This is a genomic window from Liquorilactobacillus aquaticus DSM 21051 (assembly GCF_001436755.1).
GTDB lineage: Bacteria > Bacillota > Bacilli > Lactobacillales > Lactobacillaceae > Liquorilactobacillus > Liquorilactobacillus aquaticus.
In genome coordinates this window covers 253,027-275,911 of record NZ_AYZD01000015.1, presented here as the reverse complement: position 1 = coordinate 275,911, position 22,885 = coordinate 253,027, and the positions used below count along the sequence as shown (strand labels likewise).

Genomic DNA, 22,885 nt, shown 5'->3' with positions numbered 1-22,885 from the left:
ACTAATTGATTATAACTATTTTTGATCGTTTATTTGAACTGTATTCATTGGCAATCGTAGCTTTTGTGTTGATGTCTTGGTTTCCAGGAGCTTATCAAACAAAGCTAGGTCAGTTCCTTGGTCGTATATGTCAACCATACCTAGGTTTTTTCGAGAGATTTATTCCGCCACTTGGAGGAATAAGCTTCGCGCCTATTGTTGCTCTCGTTGCATTGCAGTTCATTAAGTATGGTTTTGACGTTGTTCTTGTTTTATTACTAAACCTTTTTATGATATTTTTTTAAGTGGGATGTATAATGAGTGAAAATAGCGTTTATCAACATTTTAGAAAAGATGAAGCTGTTATTATTGATGATATTCAAGACACTCTTGATAGGGTTAGAAATGAGTATCGTCCGATTTTGACTCGCTTTTTTAACCCGCGTGAGCAACTGATTGCCACAAAACTTTTGAAAGATGATGATCAAATCAAGATGAAAAGTTTTGGACTTGCTTCTCAGGCGGAAAGAAAAAGAATTTTGTTCTACCCCGAATACTATGAACCAGTACAATCCGATTTTGAAATTTCATTAATGGAAATAAATTATCCAACCAAGTTTGCAGAATTGCGACATAGTCAAGTGTTGGGAACGTTAATGAATATTGGAATAAAGCGTGATGTTCTCGGTGATATAGTAACTGATGGCGAAAAGTGGCAGCTTGTTGTCGATGCACAGATGGTGGATTATATTCGTTTGCAGGTTGACCATATTGGCCGCATAAAAGTGAAAATGACAGTCGTTCCTAAGAAAGAATTGGTTTTGTCACAGGATGAATGGAAGGATATACTGATTTCCGCTAGTTCTTTGCGGATCGATGTTTTGATCGCAGGTGTCTACAATCTTTCTCGTAAGCACGTGAAGGACCTGTTGCAGGCGCAAAAGATACACTTGAATTGGATGCTTGTTGAAAAACCAGATTTGGAACTCGGGATAAAAGATATTGTTTCCGTTAGAGGTTATGGTCGTTTTAGAATAGATGATGTGCAAGGCGTTTCTAAAAAGGGTAAAATAAGATTGAATGTTTCTGTTTTAGAAAACTAATACATAATTGGAGGTGTTGGGGATATGACATTGACCCCATTGGATATTCATAACAAAGAATTTCGTGTTAAGTTGCGTGGGTATGATCAAGATGAAGTTAACGATTTTTTAGATCAAATCATTAAAGATTACGAACTCAACTTGAAAGAAAATGAGCATTTAGCGGAAGGTCTCAAACAAGGTGAAGAAAAGCTCAAGTATTTTAACGACTTGAAAGATTCTTTGAACCAGTCAATTATCGTTGCACAAGAGGCGGCAGACAAAGTCAAAGCAAATGCACAGCGCGAAGCCGAAATTATCAACCATGAAGCTCAAAAGCAAGCACAGGATATAGTCGATCAAGCCAATGAAAAGGCACGGCATATTGTTGATGATGCTTCTCAAAAGGCTAAGCGTTTGACTGTTGAAACTGATGACCTTAAAAAGCAAGCTCGTATCTTTAGACAGAAGCTCCAAGTTATGATGGAATCACAATTGGAGGTCGTTAGAAGCAGTGAATGGGATGAAATCCTCAAGCAAGGAGATACCAGTAACTATGAGGCTATCCAAGATGCAATTCGCCGAAATGAAGACCTTGACAAACAGGCTGCAAAGGAAGTACAATCAGTCTCAAACAATGTTCCAAATGAGACTGATGATGATAATGGAACGGTTGATCAGAAAAAAGCTGTTGTTATTTTCCCAGAAGAAAATGAAGACAACGGACAGCATTTTGATGAAAATGCCAACATCAGTGAAAATAAATAAAATTGAAAGAATAAGTTTGAGTAAAAAAAATCTTAGCGAGTTGGCGTTTTGGTGTGAGGCCGATGATTGAATTTTATCCAGATATCATCTTTCCAGATTGTTGGACTGAATTTTTAGTAGGTTCAATCGGCTCATGGTCGTTATTAAATGTTTGAGTTGGATTGATAATATGTGTTGTTATCAGTTCTGAATTTGGGTGGTACCGCGAAGATTTCGTCCCTTGGATGAAGTCTTTTTTTAGTATTTAAAAAAAGGGGAGAAAAAAATGAGAGTTAAAGATACGCTTAATTTAGGAAAAACAAAATTTCCAATGCGTGGCAATCTGCCTGTTCGTGAAGGCGAACGTCAAAAAGAATGGGAAGAAAACAAAGTCTATGAACGTCGGCAAAAATTAAATCAAGGGAAACCTACTTTTGTATTACATGACGGACCTCCATATGCCAATGGAAATATCCATATGGGACATGCTCTGAATAAGATTACAAAGGATATTATTGTTCGTTCAAAGTCAATGATGGGGTTTCGCTCACCATATGTTCCTGGTTGGGATACGCATGGGCTACCAATTGAACAGCAATTAAAAAAAGCTGGAGTTGACCGCAAGTCCTTATCAGTAGCTGATTTTCGTGAGAAATGTCGAGAATACGCTTTAGAACAGGTTGACAAACAACGTTCTGATTTTAAACGTTTAGGTGTAGCAGGTGAATGGGATAATCCTTATGTGACGCTCGATCCATCTTTTGAAGCTCAAGAAATCAGAGTATTTGGCAAAATGGCTGAAGCGGGACTGATTTATAAGGGCAAGAAGCCTGTTTTTTGGTCTTGGTCGTCAGAATCAGCCCTTGCTGAGGCTGAGGTCGAATACCATGATGTTACTTCTCCATCAGCTTTCTATGGTGAAAAGGTAATTGATGGAAAAGGAATTCTGGATGATAATGAGACTTTTATGGTTGTTTGGACAACAACCCCATGGACTATTCCTGCTTCTGAGGGAATCACGGTCGACAAGGATTTTGACTATTCTGTTGTCAAGCCCAAAGATGATCAACGTGAGTTTGTTCTTGCAACAGATTTGGTGGCTGAGAATGCGGAGCGCTTTGGCTGGGAGGAATATAAAATTGTCAAGACGCTTAAAGGAGCTGATCTTGAAAACATCTTAGCCGAGCATCCATTTTATCCAGAACGTAAACTAGTTACTATGTTGGGTGACTTTGTTACCTTAGATTCTGGTACTGGTTTGGTTCATACAGCTCCTGGTTTTGGGGAAGATGACTTTAATGTTGGGAAGCAATATGGGCTTGATATCTACGTTCCGGTTGACGACAAGGGCTATTTAACTGATGATACTGGCAAGGATTTTGCTGGAGTTTTTTATGAAGACGCGAATCAAATTGCTTTAGATAAGTTAAAGGCAGCTGGAGTATTGTTAAAATATGTTCCATATGAACATAGTTATCCATTTGATTGGCGTACTAAGAAACCTATTATTTTCCGTGCTACACCTCAATGGTTTGCCTCTGTGGATAAGATTCGTACCAATATTTTGGATGCAATCGACAAGGTCAAGTTTTTCCCTAGTTGGGGACAGAAACGGCTGCATAATATGATTCGTGATCGTGGTGACTGGGTGATCTCGAGACAGCGTGTTTGGGGTGTACCGCTACCAATCTTTTATGGTGAAGACGGTGAGGCAATCATCACGCCAGAAACTGTCCAACATGTTGCAGATCTTGTTGAAGAATACGGTTCAAATGTTTGGTTCCAACGCGAGGCAAAGGATTTACTGCCAGAAGGTTTCACAAGTGAGCATTCACCAAACGGCAAGTTTACAAAAGAAACTGATATTATGGATGTCTGGTTTGATTCGGGTTCATCCCATCAAGGAGTTTTAGCACAGCGAGATTACCTTACTTATCCAAGTGATCTGTATCTTGAAGGATCAGATCAGTATCGTGGTTGGTTTAACTCAAGCTTAATTACAAGCGTAGCTGTTTCGGGTGAGGCACCTTACAAGCAAGTTCTGTCCCAAGGCTTTACACTTGATGGACAGGGTCGAAAGATGAGTAAATCACTTGGAAATACGATTGTTCCATCAAAAGTCATTAAACAAATGGGTGCAGAAATTATTCGTCTCTGGGTTCTCAGTGTAGATTCATCTGCTGATGTCAGAGTATCAATGGATAGTTTTAAACAAATTTCTGAGGCTTATCGGAAAATCCGCAATACAGTTCGCTTCTTACTTGCTAACACAACTGACTTTGATCCTAAAGAAGATGCTGTAGCATTCGATGATATGGAATCGATCGATAAGTACATGGAAGTTTTGATTAATAAGTTTACCAAGGAAATCCTTGATGATTATGCAAACTATGATTTTATGGGAATTTATAAAAAACTATTGAATTTTGTAACTGCAGATTTGTCTGCCTTTTATCTGGATGTTGCAAAAGATGTTGTTTATATTGAAAAGGAAAACAGTCATAAGCGTCGCTCTATGCAAACCGTTTTATATGATGTCGCGGTACGCTTGACTAAGTTGCTAACACCTGTAATTCCGCATACGACAGAGGAAATTTGGAATTATTTAAAAGAACCAGAAGATTATGTTCAGTTAGCTGAAATGCCGGAAGTAGTCCACTTTAATAATGAGGCTAAGTTACTTGAAGAATGGAATGGATTTATGAACGTCCGTTCAGATGTTTTCAAATCACTTGAAAATGCACGTAACAAGAAATTGATTGGGAAATCATTTGAAGCGCATGTTACGCTTTATGTCTCCAATAATATCAAGCAAGCTTTGGATGATCTGAATACTGATGTTCGTCAAGACTTGATTGTTTCGGCTTTAGATGTTAAAGACTTGGCAGAGGCTCCTGCTAATGCAGATATTTATAACGATCTTTCTGTTGTGGTTGAACATGCCGAAGGAGATGTATGTCCTCGTTGTCGTATGGTTAAGAAAGACGTTGGGACTGATAAAGATTTGCCACAGCTTTGTGTAAGTTGTGCAACTTTGATAAAAGAAGAATATCCAGAGGCTTTGAGTGAAGGTTTGGATGATTAAGAAATAAATTGTAATTTTTGGATAAATGAAATTGAAAATAAGAGGGTTGGAGATTAGTTTTACTCTGTCCCTCTTATTTGTGTATTCTAACTAATGCGATGAAAAGGAAGCAAAAGATCAATTGCATAGAAAAAAGTTACTAATAAGATAATTTATTCAAAGTTTGTTATTATATAATATATGATATATCTGAGAAAATAAGTGGAGGTCGAGAGAATGCAAATGGTAAAAGTGCATGGTTCCAATAATGATTTTTTTATTCTTGATGAGAAAAATTTGGAAAAGAATATAACGGAAGATGAATTAAGTACATTGGCTAGAGCAGTTTGTGATCGTCAGCACGGATTACACGGAGGAGCCGATGGAATTTTGTTTGTCACTTCTGGACATACCGGTGTGGCTGGAAAAATGCGTGTTATTAATGCAGATGGCAGTGAGGCAAGCATGTGCGGTAACGGAATTAGAACGGTAGCACGTTACTTGAATGAAAAAAGCGGATTAGATGAGTTTAAGGTAGAAACGATGTATGCCGATTTGGAGGTTAAGAAGTCAGAAAACTTTGCCCCAGATGTACCAGCATTTGATGCAGAAATCTCACCTGTTAGTTTTGATGCAGCAGATTTAAAAATGCATATTGGAAACAAGGCAAAACTGATTGATGATTTAATTCCCGAGTTATCAAAGACATTAAAGTTTTCAGCGGTCGCTGTACCTAACCCTCATTTAATAACTTTTGTTTCACATGATGTTTTAATTGGCTCGGAATTGGGGAAAATTGCATCTTATTTGAATAACGGTGAAAACCCTATTTTTCCTGATGGGGTAAATGTTAGTTTTGTTGAAATTCAGGAACCAAAGCAGATTTTTGTTAGAACATATGAACGAGGGGTCGGTTACACTAATGCTTGCGGAACAGCAATGTCTGCTTCAAGTTTAATGTATGTTTTACTGCATCCTGAGCAGTGTGGAACAGAGCAGTTAATTTCGGTTTTCAATCCTGGTGGAATGGTCAAGACCTGTGTGCATCAAAGAGAAAATGGTTCTTATTGGATGTCTTTAATAGGCAATGCGACGTTTGTTGCAGAAGTTAAGTTAGCTCAGGCGGCAGCATTGAAAGGTGATTTCAAACATGTTGTTTGGAATGAAACTGGCGAGCAAAAAGCTTATGAAAAATTTGCGGCAGAGGTTCAGGGAGGCAGTCATAAATGAAGTTCGAAGAAAAAGCTTTAGAAACAAAGCATGTTTTTAAGGGCAAAGTTATTGATTTGGACGTTGAGACTGTCATTTTGCCTGATGGTAAAAAAGCTACGCGAGAAATTGTGCACCATCATGGTGCTGTGGGTATAGTTTGTATAACAGAAAATGAAAAAATAATCTTAGTCAAACAGTGGCGGCAGCCACTTAGAAAAGCGACACTTGAAATTCCTGCAGGTAAAATTGATCCTGAAGAAAAAGGCCCTTTAAACACAGCTGCGCGTGAGTTGAATGAGGAGGTGCGCTTGAGTGCGCAAAGCTTTGAATATATAACAAGTTTTTACACGTCACCTGGTTTTGCAGATGAAAAAATGTTTTTATACCGTGCTCATGGATTAAATAGTGTTGAAAAAAATTTACCGCGAGATGCTGGTGAATTCTTAAACATTTTTGAATTGTCAATGGAACAGGTTGAAGAAGAAATTAAAAAGGGTACGATTTGTGACAGCAAAACGCTTATGGCCATCTGGTATTGGAAAATGAATCGAATAAAGGAGTAATATATAGTGAGATTCAAGATGAAATTATTCAAGCGGACGAACCAGCAAGAAGAAAAAGCCAATTTAGATGTTAATGAAACTAGAAATCGAAGAAGAAGCCGGACTGAAGAAATTAGTCCCGATGATAACGCATCTGCTCAAGAAAGCAGGACAGGTCATCGGAAAGCACAATTTCAAATTGAGATGGAGCAGAAAAGAAAAAAATTGGGTCGAAAATTGAACTGGGTGATCTTCGGACTAGTCGTGGCGATTATTTTAGCGTACCTTTTTATGATTTTTGTTAATTTTTAGGAGGATTTTTGATGAAATACGGAATACTATGCGCGATGGAAGAAGAAATCAAGGCATTAAGAGCTGAACTAACTAACCAACATGAAAGCGAGCACGGAGGAATAACATTTTATGAGGGAGCTATTAAAGATCAGGATGTCGTTCTAGTTCGTTCGGGAATCGGTAAGGTTCAAGCGGGGATGACAACTGCCTTACTGATAGTTAAGTATGGTGCAACGGCTGTCATTAATTCAGGATCAGCTGGTGGAATAGGTGAAGGGTTACATGTTGGAGATATTGTTTTTTCGACAGCAGCAGCTTATCACGATGTTGATGCAACTGCTTTTGATTATTTACCGGGGCAGTTGCCACAACAGCCGCAGTTGTTTGAGGCTGATCAAAAACTGCTTGACAAATTAGCACAAGCAGCAAGAGTGATCGAGTTGAGTGTTAAGCAAGGATTGATTGTAACGGGAGATCAGTTCATTGCATCGGCTGCTAAAATTGATAAGGTCAAAAAAATATATCCTTCTGCTCTATGCTGTGAAATGGAAGGAGCAGCAGTTGCACAGGCTGCCTATCAGTTTAAGGTGCCATTTGTGATTGTACGTGCAATGTCGGATGTTGGTGACGAAGACGCCGGACAAACATTTGATCAATTTATTCTTGAGGCTGGTAAACGTTCAGCAAGAATGATTTTAACTATGTTAAAAGGATAAAAGGAGGCTTAGAAGTGAAACATATCTATTTGGATAACGCTGCAACTACGCCTATGGCAAAGCCTGTAGTTGAGATGATGAGCAAAATGATGTTGGAAGTTTATGGCAATGCGTCCAGCACGCATTATTATGGGCGTAAGGCACGTTCCGTGCTAGATGATAGTCGTCATGTTATAGCGCAATCTATCAATACGCGTAAAGATGATGAAATTGTTTTTACCAGTGGTGGAACTGAAAGTGATAACACAGCTATTATTGAAAGCGCGTTGGCCCGAAAGAGTGTCGGACGTCATGTGATTACAACTGTAATTGAACATGAAGCTGTTCTTAAGTCAATGGAGTATCTAGAAGAACTTGGATATGAGGTTACTTATTTGCCGGTTGATGAGAAAGGGTGTATATCCTTATATGATTTGAAAGATTCATTGCGTGAAGATACAATACTTGTTTCGATCATGGCAGGGAATAATGAGGTTGGAAGTCGGATGCCTATTCATGAAATCGGTCAAATAGTGTCTTCTTCCAATGCATGGTTTCACACTGATGCAGTGCAAGCATACGGATTAATTGATATTGATGTTCAGAAGGATAAAATAGATCTATTGTCAACTTCCGCACATAAGTTGAACGGGCCTAAATTTCTTGGCTTCCTTTATCGAAGAGATGGACTGAATTTTGCACCGCTTTTAAAGGGTGGAGATCAGGAATTAAAAAGGCGTGCAGGTACGGAAAATATTCCTGCGATCGCGGGGTTTGCAGAAGCAGTTAAAATAGTTAACAATGAAGAAAAGAAAGCTCGTCAAAGAAAATATGCAGGATTTAAGCAGCAGCTGATCAATGGACTGCGCAGTAATCAGATTGAAGTTGAGGTAAACGGAGAACTAGCTCCAGATAATTTGCAGCATGTTTTGAACCTATGGTTTAAGGGCTGCTCACGGGAGGCGCTGCTAACAAATCTTGATTTGAACGGAGTAGCAGCCTCAGCTGGTTCAGCATGTACCGCGGGAAGTATTGAACCATCGCATGTATTGACCGCCATGTATGGAAAAGATAGTCCACGAGTATTTGAATCGTTGCGTTTTAGTTTTGGCTATCAAAATACAACAGCTGATATTGAATATCTAATTAATGTTCTTACTAATATCATCAGCAGAGTGAGGAGGAGTAAAGCAGATGGCATACGTTGAACAGCTTAAAATTAAAGGCGATACACGAACTTACAAGTTGAGTGCTGACATAAAAAAATATACATTACGTGACGTGGGTTTTGTTGAAAGTAAAAGCGGAAAATTTCAACTTGAAAGATCACTTGATCCGAACTCACCCTTTAACAAGGGGCTTAAGTTCAAGCTTGTTATCACAGCTAGTCTAAAAGCTTTTAAAATGTTAACAACAAGTGCTAATGGGTTGAATGAAGTTAATATCTATAAGAGCGTGGATGCAGATACTCATATTGAGCAATTAAATTATATTCTTGAGCAATTGGAACAACGTCAAATACTTGAGAAGATTGACTAATGCTGGCTGAAAGCGAAAGCTTGTAAAAAAACTCTCAACTGGATATAATGAGAATTACTGAAATAATACGACCTTCAAATCGTAGATTCAGAATCTAGAGTGAAATGATGGTGAAATTATTATGAAAGATAGAAGCCAGACACGTGTCGTTGTCGGCATGAGTGGTGGTGTGGACTCATCTGTTGTTGCCTATTTATTAAAGAAGCAAGGATATGATGTAGTCGGTGTTTTCATGAAGAACTGGGATGACAAAAAGGACAGCGGAGTGTGTACAGCGACCGAAGATTATGAAGATGTCGCCAAGGTTGCTAATAAAATTGGCGTTCCGTATTATTCTGTTAACTTTGAAAAGGAATACTGGGACAATGTGTTTACGTATTTTCTGGATGAGTATAAAAAAGGGCGCACCCCAAATCCAGATGTGATGTGTAATAAAGAAGTTAAATTCAAAGCTTTTTTAGATTATGCGCTGCAATTAGATGCAGATTATATTGCTATGGGTCACTATGCTCAGTTGAAACGTGATCAGGATGGGACAGTTCATTTGTTGCGTGGCGCGGACAGTAACAAAGACCAGACCTATTTTCTGAGTCAATTGTCACAGCAGCAGTTAAAAAAAGCAATGTTTCCGATTGGTCACATGCAGAAAAAAGATGTACGTAAAGTTGCTGAAGAAGCAGGTTTAGCAACTGCTAAGAAAAAAGATTCGACAGGTGTCTGTTTTATAGGTGAACGTAATTTTAGTAAATTTTTAAACGAGTTTTTACCTGCAAAATCTGGTAAAATGATGACAATTGATGGTAAAGTCAAAGGCGAACACTACGGTCTGATGAACTACACAATTGGACAGCGTAAAGGTTTGGGAATTGGCGGTAATGGTCAAAGTAATGATCCATGGTTTGTAATTGGCAAAGATTTAGAAAAGAATATCTTATATGTGGGCCAAGGATATCATAATGAACATCTTTACGCGGATAGTTTAGACGGCAGTGGGGTAAACTTCATTGCTCCAATTGATGATAAGGGACTAGAATTTCACTGTACTGCTAAATTCAGATACCGTCAGAAGGACACTGGCGTACGTGTTTTTCTCAACGCTGATAAGGACAAGGTTAAAGTAGAATTTGATCAGCCGGTCAGAGCAATAACACCTGGTCAAGAAGTTGTTTTTTATGATGGTGATATATGTTTAGGCAGTGCAACCATTGATCATGCGTATCAAAGAGCACGTGTCTTGCAATATGTGTGAATAACTAAATAGTCAACGAGCTCTCAAGTTAACGAAAATACAGGCTTGGGGGTTTTATTTTTATACAACAGATTAATCTCAAGAAGATTTGTAAAAATTAGTGTGATCTATCTCCCACGAGAAGATTTCTATGTCATAATAATTAAGAGTAATTAAGGGAGAAGGGTGCCGAAGATGACAAGATTATTTTTTATTCGCCATGGAAAAACTGAGTGGAATTTAGAAGGACGTTACCAGGGAGCACATGGAGATTCTCCGCTGCTTAGTGAAAGCTATCGAGAGATTCAGCAGTTGTGTTTGTTCTTAAGAGAATATCAATTTTCTCGCATCTATTGTAGTCCAATTTTGAGAGCTAAAACGACAGCTGAGAAGATTGCGGAAGGACTTCAACAAAAAATCGATGTAAAATGTGTTGCCAGTTTACGTGAATTTAACCTTGGAAAAATGGAAGGAATGAAATTTACTGAGGTTGCAAAACTTTATCCGCAGGAATTAGAGGCCTTTAGATATCATGCAGAAAAATATGATCCGTCAAAAATTGATGGGGAATCTTTTGATGAGCTGTTTAAAAGGATGACTCCTACAATTAAAAAAATTGTTGAATTGCATGGGAACAAAAATGAAAATGTGTTAATAGTAAGTCATGGTGCTGCGCTATGTGCTGAAATTAGGCATTTACTGGGGTACCCATTAGAAGAGCTGCGGGCAGAAGGCGGTTTAGCTAATACAAGTACGACTATTTTGGAGACCAATTCCATCGGAGATTATAAATGTTTAGCATGGAATAAAACGGATTACCTTAAGCGAAAATTAGATTCTTCTGATATCGTGTAGAGAGGATGAAAGAACGTTGGAAAAACAAAATGAAGCAATTCAAGAAACTACTCATGCAGTTAGGAAACTAGTGGCAGCTGTTGATGAGGATCCTAATAATCCACAAGTCTATTATAATCTAGGTTCAATGCTGACAGAGTTAAAAAATTATCAGCAAGCGGAGGAACTGTTCAAAAAGGCATTGCATTTTTTCAAAGATAACAAGCAGAAAGCAATTCTTCACTACGGACTAGGAAATGTTTTTTATGCTAATGGACTCTATCAAGAGGCAATTGGTGAATTTCAAAAAATAAAACAAGACAAGTTAAAACTGGATGCGCTTCTAATGATTGCTCAAGCTGAGTATGCACAAAATAATTATCAAGTTTCGTTGGCTTATGCACTGACAGTTGCTGAACAAAGAAACGATCACGACTCGTTAATGCTTCTAGGTGAAAATTTTCTTGCACTTGGAAATTTCTCACAGGCTGAGAAATATTTTGATAAAGTCTTGTCTGAGTGGCCGAATGATGAAAAAGCCAATTTTCAAAGGGGAATTATCGGTTTGGTCGCAGGTGAAGACAATGAGCTGTTTTTTGAAAAGGTGAAAAAAAGCAACCCTGAATATTTTAAAAAAATGAAATCGAGATTAGTTGATGTCGAAAGATTCATTGCGGCAAGGAAAAAAGATGTTCAAGGAGGAAAATAATGCCTACAAATGAGAGTCTTGATTTATTTAGTGCCGAAAGTTCAAAAAAAGAAAATGTTATCGGCAAGGTTGAGGCAATTTTTTTTGAAAGCAGTGAGACTTTTTATAAAGTTATTCAGGTTAAAGTAAGTGAAGTTAATTTTGAATGGGCAAATGATGATATCGTTATTACTGGAAATTTTGCTGATCTAATTGAAGGAAATGATTATCATTTTGAAGGACAACTCGTTAAACACCCAAAATATGGGCAGCAATTTCAAGCTTTTAATTATCAAAGCGAGACACCTACAACCAAAGCTGGTATTATAGCATATTTATCAGGAAACAATTTTCAAGGAATAGGTCTGAAAACGGCTACTAAAATTGTTGAACATTTAGGTGCAGATGCAATTCAAAAAATACTTGAAGATGAGCAAAATCTGGCTGGTTTAAATTTAAGAGACGCTCAAAAAAAATCATTGCTAGAAACAATTCACTCTGATAATGGAATGCAACAGATTATTATTGAATTAAATAGTTACGGTTTTGGTAGCAGAATGGCTTCTGCAATATTTAATAGGTATCGTGAGAAAACGATTGAGGTTATCCACGAAAATCCATATCGATTGGCACTTGAAATTAATGGAATAGGGTTTAAAAAAGCTGATGCGATAGCGGAAAAACTTGATTTTGCAGCTGATTCACCGGGGCGTATTCAAGCCGCGGTTCTTCAAAGCATGCATGATTTGTGCCATGAAAGGGGAGATACATATACTACGGCTGAGCCACTCTTACAGCAGACTTTAGGTTTGCTGATGAGTAGCCGGCATGTTTCCTTGAGACCAGAACTGATTGCAGACCAGCTGCTGCAGATGGCAAATGATGGGAAAATTGTAGGGGAAGAAAATAAAATATATTTACGTTCTTATTTTGAAGCTGAGTGGAGAATTGCAGAAAATATTAAACGCCTGCTGAATTTGAAAGACAAAGAAAATGTCAGTGAAAAAATTTTCCAGAAGTTAATGCTGCAAGTTGAAGAACAATTGGGGATCTCTTATGGTGAAGATCAAATTAGTGCAATACAAAAGGCTTTGAATACGCGGCTCTTTTTGCTTACTGGTGGCCCTGGAACTGGTAAAACAACCATAATAAATGGTTTAGTAGCGATGTTTGCTATGTTAAATGATATTTCATTAGATATAAATGAGTACAAAAGTGATGAATTTCCTATTCTACTAGCAGCACCGACGGGACGTGCAGCAAAGAAAATGAATGAGTCGACTGGGTTACCCGCCTGTACAATCCATCGCTTGTTAGGACTTAATGGGAACGATGATGAAATAGGGGAGCCTCAGCAATTAGACGGAAAACTGTTAATTGTTGATGAAATGTCAATGGTAGACGTTAATCTTTTTGATTTACTGCTGGAGTCGATACCCAATCATATGCAGTTGATATTAGTTGGAGATAAGGATCAGTTGCCATCAGTAGGACCTGGGCAGGTTTTTGCGGATCTTCTCGAAAGTAGACTAATACCTAATAAAGAATTAAAAATGATTTATCGTCAGGAGAATAAGTCCTCAATTATTCCATTAGCTCACAGCATTAAGGAAGGCCATTTACCAGAGGATTTCGCTATTAATCAAAGTGATCGCTCATTTATTGGGTGTTATGCTTCTCAAATACCGGATGTCATTAGGCAAGTTGTTTCTAAAGCTCAGCAACGCGGTTTTTCAAAACGTGATATACAAGTCTTGGCACCTATTTATCGTGGAGCGGCCGGAATAGATAATTTAAATCTATTGTTGCAAGATGTGCTCAACCCCAAAAAGACTGGTTCAAAAGAGATTAACTTCAAACAGCAGAATTTTAGAATTGGTGATAAGGTTTTGCATCTGGTCAACAGTCCTGAAAATAATGTGTTTAATGGTGATATTGGTGAAGTAGTAGGAATACAGACTTCTAAGGAGAGTAAAGATAAAAAGGAAAAACTTATACTTTCGTTTGATGGAAATGAAATCTCTTACACCAGCAAAGACTGGAATAAATTAAAGTTGGCATATTGTATGTCTATTCACAAAGCACAGGGGAGCGAATTTAAGCTAGTTATTTTACCTCTAGTTCGCCAATATGCTAGGATGCTTAAGCGTAATTTGCTCTACACTGCAGTTACGCGGGCGCAAAACCTACTTATTCTTTTAGGAGAGCAAAGTTCTTATAAAAATTGTGTCGAAAAAGTTTCGATTAACCGCAAGACGATGATAGCTCAACGTCTTGCCAGTGTTTTGGGCAATGGCGACGAAAAAAATAAAAAAAATGCAAACAAACATCAAATAGATAGTGGAGTAGATAGGGAAATGACTGCTGATACAAATCCATCAGCAGTGAAGCGTCAGCCTCAAAATAATGAAGACAGAATACTTACTATGGATTTGATTAATAATAACGAGATAGACCCATTGATTGGAATGGATAATAAAACACCATATTCTTTTCAGAAATAAAAAAGCGTTTCATATTAGTGGTAAAAACCGCTTAATATGAAACGTATTAATTTTTGTCAAGGTACTCGGTCTCGTTTTTTTCAGACAAATCAGCCAAAGGAATACTGTCAATATCGTACCAGAAAGGGTAGCTGAAAGATTTGAAAAAAACATCATAAAACTTATTATTCATTTGTTCGCCATCTATCTGACCAAATTCAAGGGATTTGATTACTAAATGAACTTGATCACTTTCAAAATCATGAATAAATGGAAGTTTGTGGTGAAGATTAAACTTTCTAGCAATCAAGAATATAAGGTAAAACAAAAAATTCATATTATTTGCAAGTTCGATATTTAGATTGTTAGCAGAAACGCTAGAATTTTTCGAATGATGAACTTTTTGTTCAGAAATGACTGGGTTATTTTTAATAGTTACGTTAAAAGCGTGCTTGTAAAAATTATATTTTTTGTCAACACGCATTGTTACTTCAAAAACTTCTTGGTTGATATAAGATGTAAGAGTGTTCCAAGCCTTAAGCAGATACTCAAGATGAAAGCGTGTAAGAACTTGATGAGTTCGAGAGTTCATCAAGGAGTTTGAGACGTATGCGTTAAAGCCAATATCCAACCTATCAGTAAATAATCGACGCGAACTGTGCGTTGTCTCATCAACTTGCCCTAGATTGAAATAGGCTGGTTGAACTGTGTTTAATATTTGTTTTAAAGCAGCTACAGGATTAGATGAAATCCCGATTTTTTGCATAAAAGGATCTTTTTTCTTATTAGTAGTAATAAAGGCCACGGGAACTTCTTTTTTACCTGTATTTTTGATACCTTTAATGGTATCTAGCATCAAAGAATGCTCACCAATTACCATGATAACAAAATTCTCTAAATTCTGTGGTGAGTGTGTTCGCATAAATTGCTCAGCAATGCTGGTGGCAAGTTCAGGCTGTACATTAGAAACCTCATAGTTGATTTTCTGTTTGTTCAGGTAGTTTTGGATTTTATTCCAAATAGCTGCTGCTCTTTTTCCATCAGTATGTTCATCTAAAATGATAAAAAATTTCTTCACACTAATTGCCCCCGTTCTAACAATCCCCGACTATTATAATATAATTCGCCTGATTTACAAGACCTCGGAAGAAGCAAAGTAAAAATTTAGTACTTTTTTGATAATTAAGGAATTATAAATAGGTTACTTAATTTGAAAAGCAGAACAATCTGAGATTAAAACCTATTGCTTGCATTAAGATGGATACTACCTAGTAATATGAAAAAAGGACCTGACAAAAATTATTTTCATCAGGTCCCTTTTGTTTTTAAAGCAACTTTTTTAGATCATTACGAGCATAGGGATAATCATCGGATGCCGTTCCGTCTGGTCATACAAGAAACGACGAAGATCATCTATAATAGCATCTTTCAGCATAGCTTCGCTAACATTTTGCTTGCTCAGAGTGCGACGCATAACTCTAAATAAACGTCGGCGACCACGATCGATCAGCTCGCCAGATTCACGCATATAAATAAAACCACGTGAAAGCAAATCTGGACCAGCTAAAATTTGGCGCTCCTTCAAATCGATTGTAGCGACCACAATGACTAAGCCTTCCTCGGATAGTACACGACGGTCCCGTAAGACAACATTGCCAATATCGCCAACACCAGATCCATCGACATAAACATCGCCAGCATTGAAATGCCCAGCCATACGTGCAGAGTCTTTGGTGAGTGCTAGAACATCTCCGTTACCCATAATGAAAGAGTTTGATTTAGGAACATCACAACGTTCTGCCAATTCAGTATGGATCTTGAGCATTCGATACTCACCATGGACAGGAACAAAAAACTTAGGCTTGATTAAGCGTAACATTAATTTTTGCTCTTCTTGACCACCATGTCCGGAAGCATGGATGTTGTTAACTTTACCATGAATAACTTCAGCACCAGCCTCTTCGAGTTCATTGATCACGTGGTTGACACTAATCGTATTACCAGGAATAGGGGAACTCGAGAAGACAACTGTATCGCCAGGCTGAATAGCTACTTGTCGATGAGTACCATTTGCTATACGACTCAAAGCGGCCATTGGCTCACCTTGAGAACCGGTACAAAGAATCATAATTTTATTGGCCGGCAAGCTGTTAATTTGTCTTGAATCAACGAGTGCATCGTCAGGAATATCAAGATAACCTAATTCACGGCCATTAACAATAGCTGCTTCCATACTTCTGCCAAAAACTGCAATCTTTCTCCCTTTAGCAACAGCAACTTCAGCAGCCTGCTGAATTCGTGAGATATTTGAAGCAAAAGTTGCAAATATAATACGTCCTTCAACTTTTTCAAAAATACGCTTGATTGATTTTCCAACCCAACGTTCGGATTTTGTAAAGTTGGGAATTTCAGCATTAGTGCTGTCAGACAGCAAACACAAAACACCATCACTGCCTAATTTAGCCATACGCTGTAGGTTAGGTGGCTGATTAGTAACAGGTGTCAAATCAAATTTGTAATCTCCCGTTGCAACAATTGTTCCGCTAGGTGTTTTAACGGCAACTCCCAAAGTATCAGGAATTGAATGAGTTGTTCTAAAGAAAGAAACACTTGTTTTACGAAACTTTAAAACAGAATCCTCATTTATTTCGTGCAATTCAGTGGTTCTTAACAATCCATGTTCTTCGAGTTTACTCTTAATCAATGCCAAGGCAAGCGGCCCTGCATAAATTGGAACATTAATCTTTTTTAACAAGTATGGTATTCCACCGATATGATCTTCATGACCATGGGTGATAACCAAAGCTTTAATTTTTTGCTGATTGGCAACCAAATATTGATAATCAGGGATGACATAGTCAATCCCTAAAAGGTCATCTTCTGGGAATTTGATCCCTGCATCAATAACGATTATTTCATCTTGAAATTGGACCCCATAAGTGTTCTTTCCAATTTCGCCTAGCCCACCAACCGCAAAAACGGCAGTTTCATTATTTTTGACGCTGAGCTTTCTCATTTATTAAACTCCGTCAATTTGTAGTTGGGACTTGATTGTTCATACTCAAGAGCTTTGGGGTCTAGTCCCTCAATATGTTCAATGTTGTAAGAAGTCTCTTTCTCGACCATAATGCGGGCATCAACTTGCGATTTTGCCTCTACATATAGTGATTGTGTGTTCTCGCGACGCGGATTAATTTTTTTAGAAGGTTGATAAAATACTTTGAAAATCATTAATAAAAACTCCTTAATATATTAAAATTAAAATAAATTTTACGACTATGTCTGCCTACAGCAAACGATAGCGTAAAGTTAAAAACAAAAAGTTGAATTTCCGAACGTGGATTGTCTTCACAATAATTGTTACTATTCTAGCATATATATTGCGATAAGTATATAAAGGTGTTGGGATTGAAACATATCTGTTTCTTAAATGCGGTTAACAATAGGAATCATGTTATAATTGGCACAGTGAAAAGGAGTGGTCTAATGCATTTTTTTATTTGGACATTTATTTTAATATTGGTATTACTGTTCTTCTTTTTAAGCAAAAGAATGCTACGGCGCAAAGCGTTAAAAATTTTACAGTCCGAGAATAAAAAAGTGGCAGATAAAGCCGTATTTGCATGTCTTTCGTATATGCAAGTAGAGTGGTTGAAGAGTTATAAAAGCAATGATAAAAACTCAAGGCTGCTTGCAAATATTTGGGGCAAAGGTGTTATGGTTTTTGAGTATATTTTGCCAGTTCAAAAAGTTTCCAAGAGAGAGCTGAAACAATTTAAAAAGGAATTAAATCTCAATCTTGCAAAATATGCTGCTGATAATAGGATTTCCCATTTTGAGAATAATCCCACTTTTTTGATTTCAGACCTGTGGTTCTTGGCACCATCGCTTCACATCGAAGTAGCATATATTTCTAATAAGCAGACTTTAGACTATTTAAAGGATATTGATAAACTTGAAAAATAGATTTATTGAAAAAGCTGCAGCAAATTGAACCTTTTGCCGCAGCTTAGCTATGAGATGAAATTACTGTATTTGGTAAATTTGTTTAGATGAATAAGAATTTTACCTGACTATCCAAGGATAACTGTATTTTCATCCACATTGAACGGATTTTTCTTATTAATATGATCGAAAAAGAGGATCCCGTTCAAATGATCAATTTCGTGCTGACATACAATAGCTGGATAATCTCTTAATTTGGTAATATGTTTGTTGCCATCTAAATCATACCAGCGTAAGGTGATACGATCATGCCTTGGAACATAGCCAGGCACTTCACGATCAACGGAAAGACATCCTTCTCCCTCAGAAAGAGCTGCCATTTTAACGGACTCACTTAGAATAGTTGGATTAACTAAAATATGTTTAAAGAGCGGCTCGTCATTCTCATCGGGGACTAAAACTGCCGTCATCCTAATTGAGACATCTACTTGGGGTGCTGCCAATCCAACTCCTGCTCTAAGCTTGTATTTTTCGGCTAATTCTGGGTTTTGACTGTTTTCTAAAAACTCCATCATGTCATGTGCAAGCTGTTTCTGGTCATCGCTCATTGGGAAGCTAACGGCTTTTGCACGTGCCCGCAAAGTAGGATTACCTTCGCGAATTATATTATCCATAGTAATCAAAACTAGTTCCTCCATTTTTATAATCTAATCTATTCAATTATAGACTATTAGCGAATGTTTTTAAAATTATTTTAACGTTGACGCTATTTATTTATGTATAATACGGTTAAAGGCGCATTTTTAAACAGGAAAATTATTAAACTTTTATTCCAGCAGCATATTGACATGGGAGATGAACATTTATGAAATTGCCTCAAAATATCAGTTATCCGCTGAGAGATGAGTGGTCCACAGAAGATATTGTCAAGGTAACTGAGTTTTATTATGTGGTTGAAAAGCTCTACACGGCAAAGGTTGAACGGAAAGCTTTTTTGAATAAGTACGCTGATTTTGTCAAAGTAGCATCGATGAAAATGACACAGAAACAGCTTGACCGTGAATTTTATCAATTATCAGGACTTAGTATCTATCGTGCAGTGCAATTTGTCCAAAAGACAGAGAAAGATTATTTACATCTTGAGAATTAGTAGAGGGAGATTTAGATGTTGGAATCATTAAAAATGATAGACAAGCACGTAAAAAGCTGGATGGAAGAGGTCCGTGTTAAAGTAATTGCGAGCTTTAATGACAATTTGGACATTAAAACAAAATCAGGTCCAAAAGATTTAGTGACCAATATTGATCGTGAAGTCGAAGAATTTTATAAAGAAAAGATAAGAAAATATTATCCGGGATCAGAGATAATAGGGGAAGAAAGTACTCACGGGACAATGAAGTTTAAAAACTGCGGATTATTGTGGGTCATTGACCCAATAGATGGGACAATGAATTTCGTAAAACAAAAAAATCATTTTGCTAGTATGCTTGCTGTTTATCAAAAGGGTGTAGGTGTTCGAGGTTATATTTTTGATGTCATGCAAGATAAGTTGTATTGGGGAGGCCCCGATATAGGCGTTTACTGTAATCAAAAAAAAATAGAACCACCGCGCAATGATAAACTAAGCAATGGGCTTTTTGGTGTAGGTGCCCCTTTACTGATTAACAATTATCATAATTTGCAGAAAGTTGCATTAGAAAGCTGCGGGACGAGAATATACGGATGTTCAGGAATTCAATTCATCCATGTTTTAAATGGACAATGTGTTGCTTACATTTCGTATTTACGTCCTTGGGATTATGCAGCAGGAAAAGTGTTGGCAGAAACCTTGGGCTTGGTTGTGAAAACGATTGACGGACAGGCTATTGATATGTTATCATCTAGTGATGTATTAGTAGCAACGAAAAATGCTCAAAAAGACATAACTAGAATCGTGCAGTCGACTTACTAGGTCTTGAGCTGTGACGGAAGAGTCACAGTTTTTTTATGCCGAGTAATGAAAACTGGTTTTAATGGTTTTCAGTAACTGATATGTGGAGTCTTTATTGTATCTTGAGCGGCATTTTTCTTGTAGAGAGATTCATATTGCGAAAGGAAGAAAATAAATTTGAAAACACGTGATGATATCCGTAATGTTGCTATTATTGCCCATGTTGATCATGGCAAGACAACATTAGTTAATGAATTACTCAAGCAATCGGATACTTTAGATGAACATACAGAGATCGATGACCGCGCACTCGATTCAAACGCAATTGAAAAGGAACGTGGTATCACGATCCTTTCAAAAAACACTGCAGTTGAGTATAAGGGTAAGCAGATTAATATTCTAGATACCCCAGGACATGCTGATTTTGGTGGCGAAGTTGAACGTATTATGAAGATGGTCGACGGTGTACTGTTAATTGTCGATGCATTTGAAGGAACAATGCCGCAGACTCGTTTTGTTTTGAAAAAAGCCTTAGAACAACATTTAACACCAATTGTTATTATTAACAAAATTGATCGTCCAGGTGCACGCCCTGAAGAAGTTGTCGACGAAGTTCTTGATCTTTTCATCGAGCTGGGAGCAGAAGAATCACAGCTGGAATTCCCTGTTATTTATGCTTCAGCTGTGAATGGAACATCATCTTTAGACTCGGATATCAGCACACAAGAACATACAATGGATCCGATATTCAACGCTATTTTGAAGACGATACCTGCACCTATTGATAATTCTGATGAACCTCTTCAATTCCAAGTTTCAATGCTTGATTACAATGAGTTTGTTGGACGTATCGGTATTGGGCGTGTTTTCCGTGGAAAGATTAAAGTTGGAGATCAAGTTGCAGTTATGAAACTTGACGGAACACAGAAAAACTTCCGTGTTACAAAGTTATTTGGATTCTTTGGTCTGAAGAGATTGGAAATCGATGAAGCTAAGGCTGGAGATCTGATCGCCATTTCAGGTATGGAAGATATCTTTGTTGGTGAAACGGTTTGTCCATCTGATCATCCTGAGGCTTTACCTATCTTACGCATTGATCCACCTACATTGCAGATGACCTTCAGAACAAACGATTCTCCTTTTGTTGGGCAAGAAGGCGACAATGTAACTGCACGCAAGTTGGAAGATCGGTTGAAGGTTCAACTACACACTGATGTGTCTCTTCGTGTTGAAGATACAGATTCCCCAGATGCTTGGGTTGTGTCTGGTCGTGGTGAACTTCATTTATCAATTCTTATCGAAACTTTACGTCGTGAAGGTTTTGAGCTTGCCGTTTCACGCCCACAGGTTATTTATCGAGAAGTTGAAGGTAAGATGTGTGAACCATTTGAAAATGTAATTATCGATACTCCTGATGAATATTCAGGTAGCGTAATCGATTCACTTTCACAACGCAAGGGTGAAATGGTAAATATGGAGACTGGGTCAAATGGTCAGACTCGTTTGACTTTCTCAGCACCTACAAGAGGATTGATTGGATATGATTCACAATTTCTTTCAATGACAAGAGGTTATGGGATTTTCAACCATACATTTGCAGAATATAAACCTGTCATTCATAACTGGGAACCTGGTCGTCGTAATGGTGCTTTGGTTTCAATCAATCGCGGCAAGGCAACAACATATGCGATTATGGGTGTCGAGGATCGTGGAACAATTTTTGTAGATCCCGGAACAGAAGTTTACGAGGGAATGGTTGTAGGTGAAAGTTCACGTGAACGTGATATTTCAGTTAATGTTACTAAGGGCAAGAACATGACCAATGTCCGTTCTTCAAATAAGGATCAAACAGCTTCAATAAAGAAACCAACACACTATACTTTGGAAGAGTCACTAGAATTCTTAAACGAAGATGAATTGTTGGAAATTACACCTGAAAGTATTCGCTTACGCAAACGGATTTTGGAAACAAATGCGCGTGAGAAAGCTGCAAAACAAAAAAAGACTGCTGCAAAGAAAAATAAATAATTATAACTGGTAGTTGTTTAAAAAGAGCGGAAAGTTAAGATATGTGCTGTATCTTAACTTTTTTGCTCTTTTTTTGGCAACGTAAAAAACTTGTTTTTGAAACTAAACTAAGAAGTTAGTTCGTGAAATAGCTAAAAACAGTGTGCAAAAGTATTTTTTTGTTGAAAAATGCGAATTTTAGAGACATAATGTTAGCATGAGATATTGAAGTGAAAAATCTCTTTTCAAACTATATGTGCTGTTGTTTTTTGAGACACTGGAACTGAAATGTTTGTATGATATAATTGCTCTAGTTAAGAAAGGAGCAGAAAGTATGCGTGAATCTGTTTCCAGAGAAGAAGTATTGGATGCTTTAGCTAAGGACGCTGAAAAAATTCAAGCTTTGCTGGATAAACAACGAAATTTATTATGCTTGTCACAATGTCCTGCGTTTGAAGAGGTGGCTGATACTCAGCTGTATGGTTTCTCGAAAGAGGTTCATTTGGCCCAAAGCTGTGGGTTAATATCCGGAAAAGAAGGACAGAAGATAATCAAAAATCTAGAGAATATTTTGTCGGATATTTATGTTACAGCAGGAGAGGACAAGTAGTGGAAA

Annotated in this window: 23 protein-coding genes; 19 read left to right on the top strand and 4 right to left on the bottom strand. The window is 37.5% G+C overall.

Features of this window, described 5'->3' with window-relative positions; genetic code table 11:
- Window positions 1–5: 5 nt before the first annotated feature.
- The 14 genes from FC19_RS04720 (at window position 6) to recD2 (ending at window position 14,408) form a co-directional block, all read left to right on the top strand.
- Window positions 6–284 carry a YggT family protein gene (locus tag FC19_RS04720; protein ID WP_057875838.1) on the top strand — a complete coding sequence of 93 codons (279 nt, stop codon included), beginning with the start codon at window positions 6–8 and terminating at the stop codon, window positions 282–284.
- 12 nt (window positions 285–296) lie between these two features.
- The gene (locus FC19_RS04715; protein WP_057875837.1) at window positions 297–1,082 is read left to right on the top strand and encodes a YlmH family RNA-binding protein; all 786 of its coding nucleotides are present in this window, start codon (window positions 297–299) and stop codon (window positions 1,080–1,082) included.
- 24 nt (window positions 1,083–1,106) lie between these two features.
- Window positions 1,107–1,829 (top strand): DivIVA domain-containing protein, encoded by a 723-nt coding sequence (locus tag FC19_RS04710; RefSeq protein ID WP_057875836.1) that lies wholly within the window; start codon window positions 1,107–1,109, stop codon window positions 1,827–1,829.
- Between the two features lie 265 nt (window positions 1,830–2,094).
- Window positions 2,095–4,893: an isoleucine--tRNA ligase gene (ileS, locus tag FC19_RS04705; RefSeq protein WP_057875835.1), complete on the top strand. Its 2,799-nt coding sequence runs from the start codon at window positions 2,095–2,097 to the stop codon at window positions 4,891–4,893.
- A 216-nt stretch (window positions 4,894–5,109) separates the two neighbouring features.
- Window positions 5,110–6,102, top strand: a complete 993-nt coding sequence (dapF, locus tag FC19_RS04700) for a diaminopimelate epimerase (protein ID WP_057875834.1) — start codon at window positions 5,110–5,112, stop codon at window positions 6,100–6,102.
- Window positions 6,099–6,647: an NUDIX hydrolase gene (locus tag FC19_RS04695; RefSeq protein ID WP_057875833.1), complete on the top strand. Its 549-nt coding sequence runs from the start codon at window positions 6,099–6,101 to the stop codon at window positions 6,645–6,647. The genes dapF and FC19_RS04695 overlap by 4 nt, the downstream gene beginning before the upstream one ends.
- 6 nt (window positions 6,648–6,653) lie before the next feature.
- Window positions 6,654–6,938, top strand: a complete 285-nt coding sequence (locus tag FC19_RS04690) for a hypothetical protein (RefSeq protein ID WP_057875832.1) — start codon at window positions 6,654–6,656, stop codon at window positions 6,936–6,938.
- 11 nt (window positions 6,939–6,949) lie between these two features.
- The gene (locus tag FC19_RS04685; protein WP_057875831.1) at window positions 6,950–7,636 is read left to right on the top strand and encodes a 5'-methylthioadenosine/adenosylhomocysteine nucleosidase; all 687 of its coding nucleotides are present in this window, start codon (window positions 6,950–6,952) and stop codon (window positions 7,634–7,636) included.
- Window positions 7,637–7,650: 14 nt separating this feature from the next.
- On the top strand, window positions 7,651–8,823 hold the full coding sequence (locus tag FC19_RS04680) for a cysteine desulfurase family protein (RefSeq protein WP_057875830.1): 1,173 nt from the start codon (window positions 7,651–7,653) through the stop codon (window positions 8,821–8,823).
- Entirely contained in the window at window positions 8,810–9,154 is a 345-nt protein-coding gene (locus FC19_RS04675) for a DUF1831 domain-containing protein (RefSeq protein ID WP_057875829.1), read from the top strand. Before FC19_RS04680 ends, FC19_RS04675 begins: the two co-directional genes overlap by 14 nt.
- A gap of 121 nt (window positions 9,155–9,275) precedes the next feature.
- The gene (mnmA, locus tag FC19_RS04670; RefSeq protein ID WP_057875828.1) at window positions 9,276–10,403 is read left to right on the top strand and encodes a tRNA 2-thiouridine(34) synthase MnmA; all 1,128 of its coding nucleotides are present in this window, start codon (window positions 9,276–9,278) and stop codon (window positions 10,401–10,403) included.
- Between the two features lie 174 nt (window positions 10,404–10,577).
- The gene (locus FC19_RS04665; RefSeq protein WP_057875827.1) at window positions 10,578–11,237 is read left to right on the top strand and encodes a histidine phosphatase family protein; all 660 of its coding nucleotides are present in this window, start codon (window positions 10,578–10,580) and stop codon (window positions 11,235–11,237) included.
- A gap of 16 nt (window positions 11,238–11,253) precedes the next feature.
- Window positions 11,254–11,925 (top strand): tetratricopeptide repeat protein, encoded by a 672-nt coding sequence (locus FC19_RS04660; RefSeq protein ID WP_057875826.1) that lies wholly within the window; start codon window positions 11,254–11,256, stop codon window positions 11,923–11,925.
- Window positions 11,925–14,408: an SF1B family DNA helicase RecD2 gene (gene recD2, locus FC19_RS04655; RefSeq protein ID WP_057875825.1), complete on the top strand. Its 2,484-nt coding sequence runs from the start codon at window positions 11,925–11,927 to the stop codon at window positions 14,406–14,408. Before FC19_RS04660 ends, recD2 begins: the two co-directional genes overlap by 1 nt.
- Window positions 14,409–14,454: 46 nt before the next feature.
- Here the strand turns inward: recD2 and FC19_RS04650 are convergent, their stop codons facing one another.
- The 3 genes from FC19_RS04650 to FC19_RS04640 form a co-directional block, all read right to left on the bottom strand.
- Window positions 14,455–15,465, bottom strand: a complete 1,011-nt coding sequence (locus FC19_RS04650; RefSeq protein ID WP_057875824.1) for a diacylglycerol kinase family protein — start codon at window positions 15,463–15,465, stop codon at window positions 14,455–14,457.
- A 261-nt stretch (window positions 15,466–15,726) separates the two neighbouring features.
- A complete protein-coding gene (gene rnjA, locus FC19_RS04645) occupies window positions 15,727–17,403 on the bottom strand; it encodes a ribonuclease J1 (protein WP_057875823.1) in 1,677 nt (558 codons plus the stop codon).
- Entirely contained in the window at window positions 17,400–17,618 is a 219-nt protein-coding gene (locus tag FC19_RS04640) for a DNA-directed RNA polymerase subunit epsilon (protein ID WP_057875822.1), read from the bottom strand. Before FC19_RS04640 ends, rnjA begins: the two co-directional genes overlap by 4 nt.
- A 255-nt stretch (window positions 17,619–17,873) precedes the next feature.
- Between FC19_RS04640 and FC19_RS04635 the strand changes: the two genes are divergently transcribed.
- The gene (locus FC19_RS04635; protein ID WP_057875821.1) at window positions 17,874–18,353 is read left to right on the top strand and encodes a hypothetical protein; all 480 of its coding nucleotides are present in this window, start codon (window positions 17,874–17,876) and stop codon (window positions 18,351–18,353) included.
- A gap of 107 nt (window positions 18,354–18,460) precedes the next feature.
- On the opposite strand, the gene def is transcribed toward FC19_RS04635, so the two are convergent.
- A complete protein-coding gene (gene def / locus FC19_RS04630) occupies window positions 18,461–19,015 on the bottom strand; it encodes a peptide deformylase (RefSeq protein WP_057875820.1) in 555 nt (184 codons plus the stop codon).
- 182 nt (window positions 19,016–19,197) lie between these two features.
- On the opposite strand from def, the gene FC19_RS04625 reads away from it, so the two are divergent.
- From FC19_RS04625 to FC19_RS04610, 4 genes are all read left to right on the top strand, one after another.
- Entirely contained in the window at window positions 19,198–19,482 is a 285-nt protein-coding gene (locus FC19_RS04625) for a UPF0223 family protein (RefSeq protein WP_057875819.1), read from the top strand.
- A gap of 15 nt (window positions 19,483–19,497) precedes the next feature.
- Window positions 19,498–20,283 carry an inositol monophosphatase family protein gene (locus FC19_RS04620; RefSeq protein ID WP_057875818.1) on the top strand — a complete coding sequence of 262 codons (786 nt, stop codon included), beginning with the start codon at window positions 19,498–19,500 and terminating at the stop codon, window positions 20,281–20,283.
- Window positions 20,284–20,439: 156 nt separating this feature from the next.
- Window positions 20,440–22,290 carry a translational GTPase TypA gene (gene typA / locus FC19_RS04615; protein ID WP_057875817.1) on the top strand — a complete coding sequence of 617 codons (1,851 nt, stop codon included), beginning with the start codon at window positions 20,440–20,442 and terminating at the stop codon, window positions 22,288–22,290.
- A gap of 313 nt (window positions 22,291–22,603) precedes the next feature.
- Window positions 22,604–22,879, top strand: coding sequence for a DUF1507 family protein (locus FC19_RS04610; RefSeq protein ID WP_057875816.1), 276 nt, complete (start codon window positions 22,604–22,606; stop codon window positions 22,877–22,879).
- The last annotated feature ends 6 nt before the right edge of the window (window positions 22,880–22,885 follow it).

Excerpts from the sequence above, each read along its gene's own strand:
- FC19_RS04715 (WP_057875837.1), top strand. The coding sequence starts at position 297 with ATGAGTGAAAATAGCGTTTATCAACATTTTAGAAAAGATGAAGCTGTT.
- FC19_RS04710 (WP_057875836.1), top strand. The coding sequence starts at position 1,107 with ATGACATTGACCCCATTGGATATTCATAACAAAGAATTTCGTGTTAAG.
- ileS (WP_057875835.1), top strand. The coding sequence starts at position 2,095 with ATGAGAGTTAAAGATACGCTTAATTTAGGAAAAACAAAATTTCCAATG.
- dapF (WP_057875834.1), top strand. The coding sequence starts at position 5,110 with ATGCAAATGGTAAAAGTGCATGGTTCCAATAATGATTTTTTTATTCTT.
- FC19_RS04695 (WP_057875833.1), top strand. The coding sequence starts at position 6,099 with ATGAAGTTCGAAGAAAAAGCTTTAGAAACAAAGCATGTTTTTAAGGGC.
- FC19_RS04685 (WP_057875831.1), top strand. The coding sequence starts at position 6,950 with ATGAAATACGGAATACTATGCGCGATGGAAGAAGAAATCAAGGCATTA.
- FC19_RS04675 (WP_057875829.1), top strand. The coding sequence starts at position 8,810 with ATGGCATACGTTGAACAGCTTAAAATTAAAGGCGATACACGAACTTAC.
- mnmA (WP_057875828.1), top strand. The coding sequence starts at position 9,276 with ATGAAAGATAGAAGCCAGACACGTGTCGTTGTCGGCATGAGTGGTGGT.
- FC19_RS04665 (WP_057875827.1), top strand. The coding sequence starts at position 10,578 with ATGACAAGATTATTTTTTATTCGCCATGGAAAAACTGAGTGGAATTTA.
- recD2 (WP_057875825.1), top strand. The coding sequence starts at position 11,925 with ATGCCTACAAATGAGAGTCTTGATTTATTTAGTGCCGAAAGTTCAAAA.
- rnjA (WP_057875823.1), bottom strand. The coding sequence starts at position 17,403 with ATGAGAAAGCTCAGCGTCAAAAATAATGAAACTGCCGTTTTTGCGGTT.
- FC19_RS04640 (WP_057875822.1), bottom strand. The coding sequence starts at position 17,618 with ATGATTTTCAAAGTATTTTATCAACCTTCTAAAAAAATTAATCCGCGT.
- FC19_RS04635 (WP_057875821.1), top strand. The coding sequence starts at position 17,874 with ATGCATTTTTTTATTTGGACATTTATTTTAATATTGGTATTACTGTTC.
- FC19_RS04625 (WP_057875819.1), top strand. The coding sequence starts at position 19,198 with ATGAAATTGCCTCAAAATATCAGTTATCCGCTGAGAGATGAGTGGTCC.
- FC19_RS04620 (WP_057875818.1), top strand. The coding sequence starts at position 19,498 with ATGTTGGAATCATTAAAAATGATAGACAAGCACGTAAAAAGCTGGATG.
- FC19_RS04610 (WP_057875816.1), top strand. The coding sequence starts at position 22,604 with ATGCGTGAATCTGTTTCCAGAGAAGAAGTATTGGATGCTTTAGCTAAG.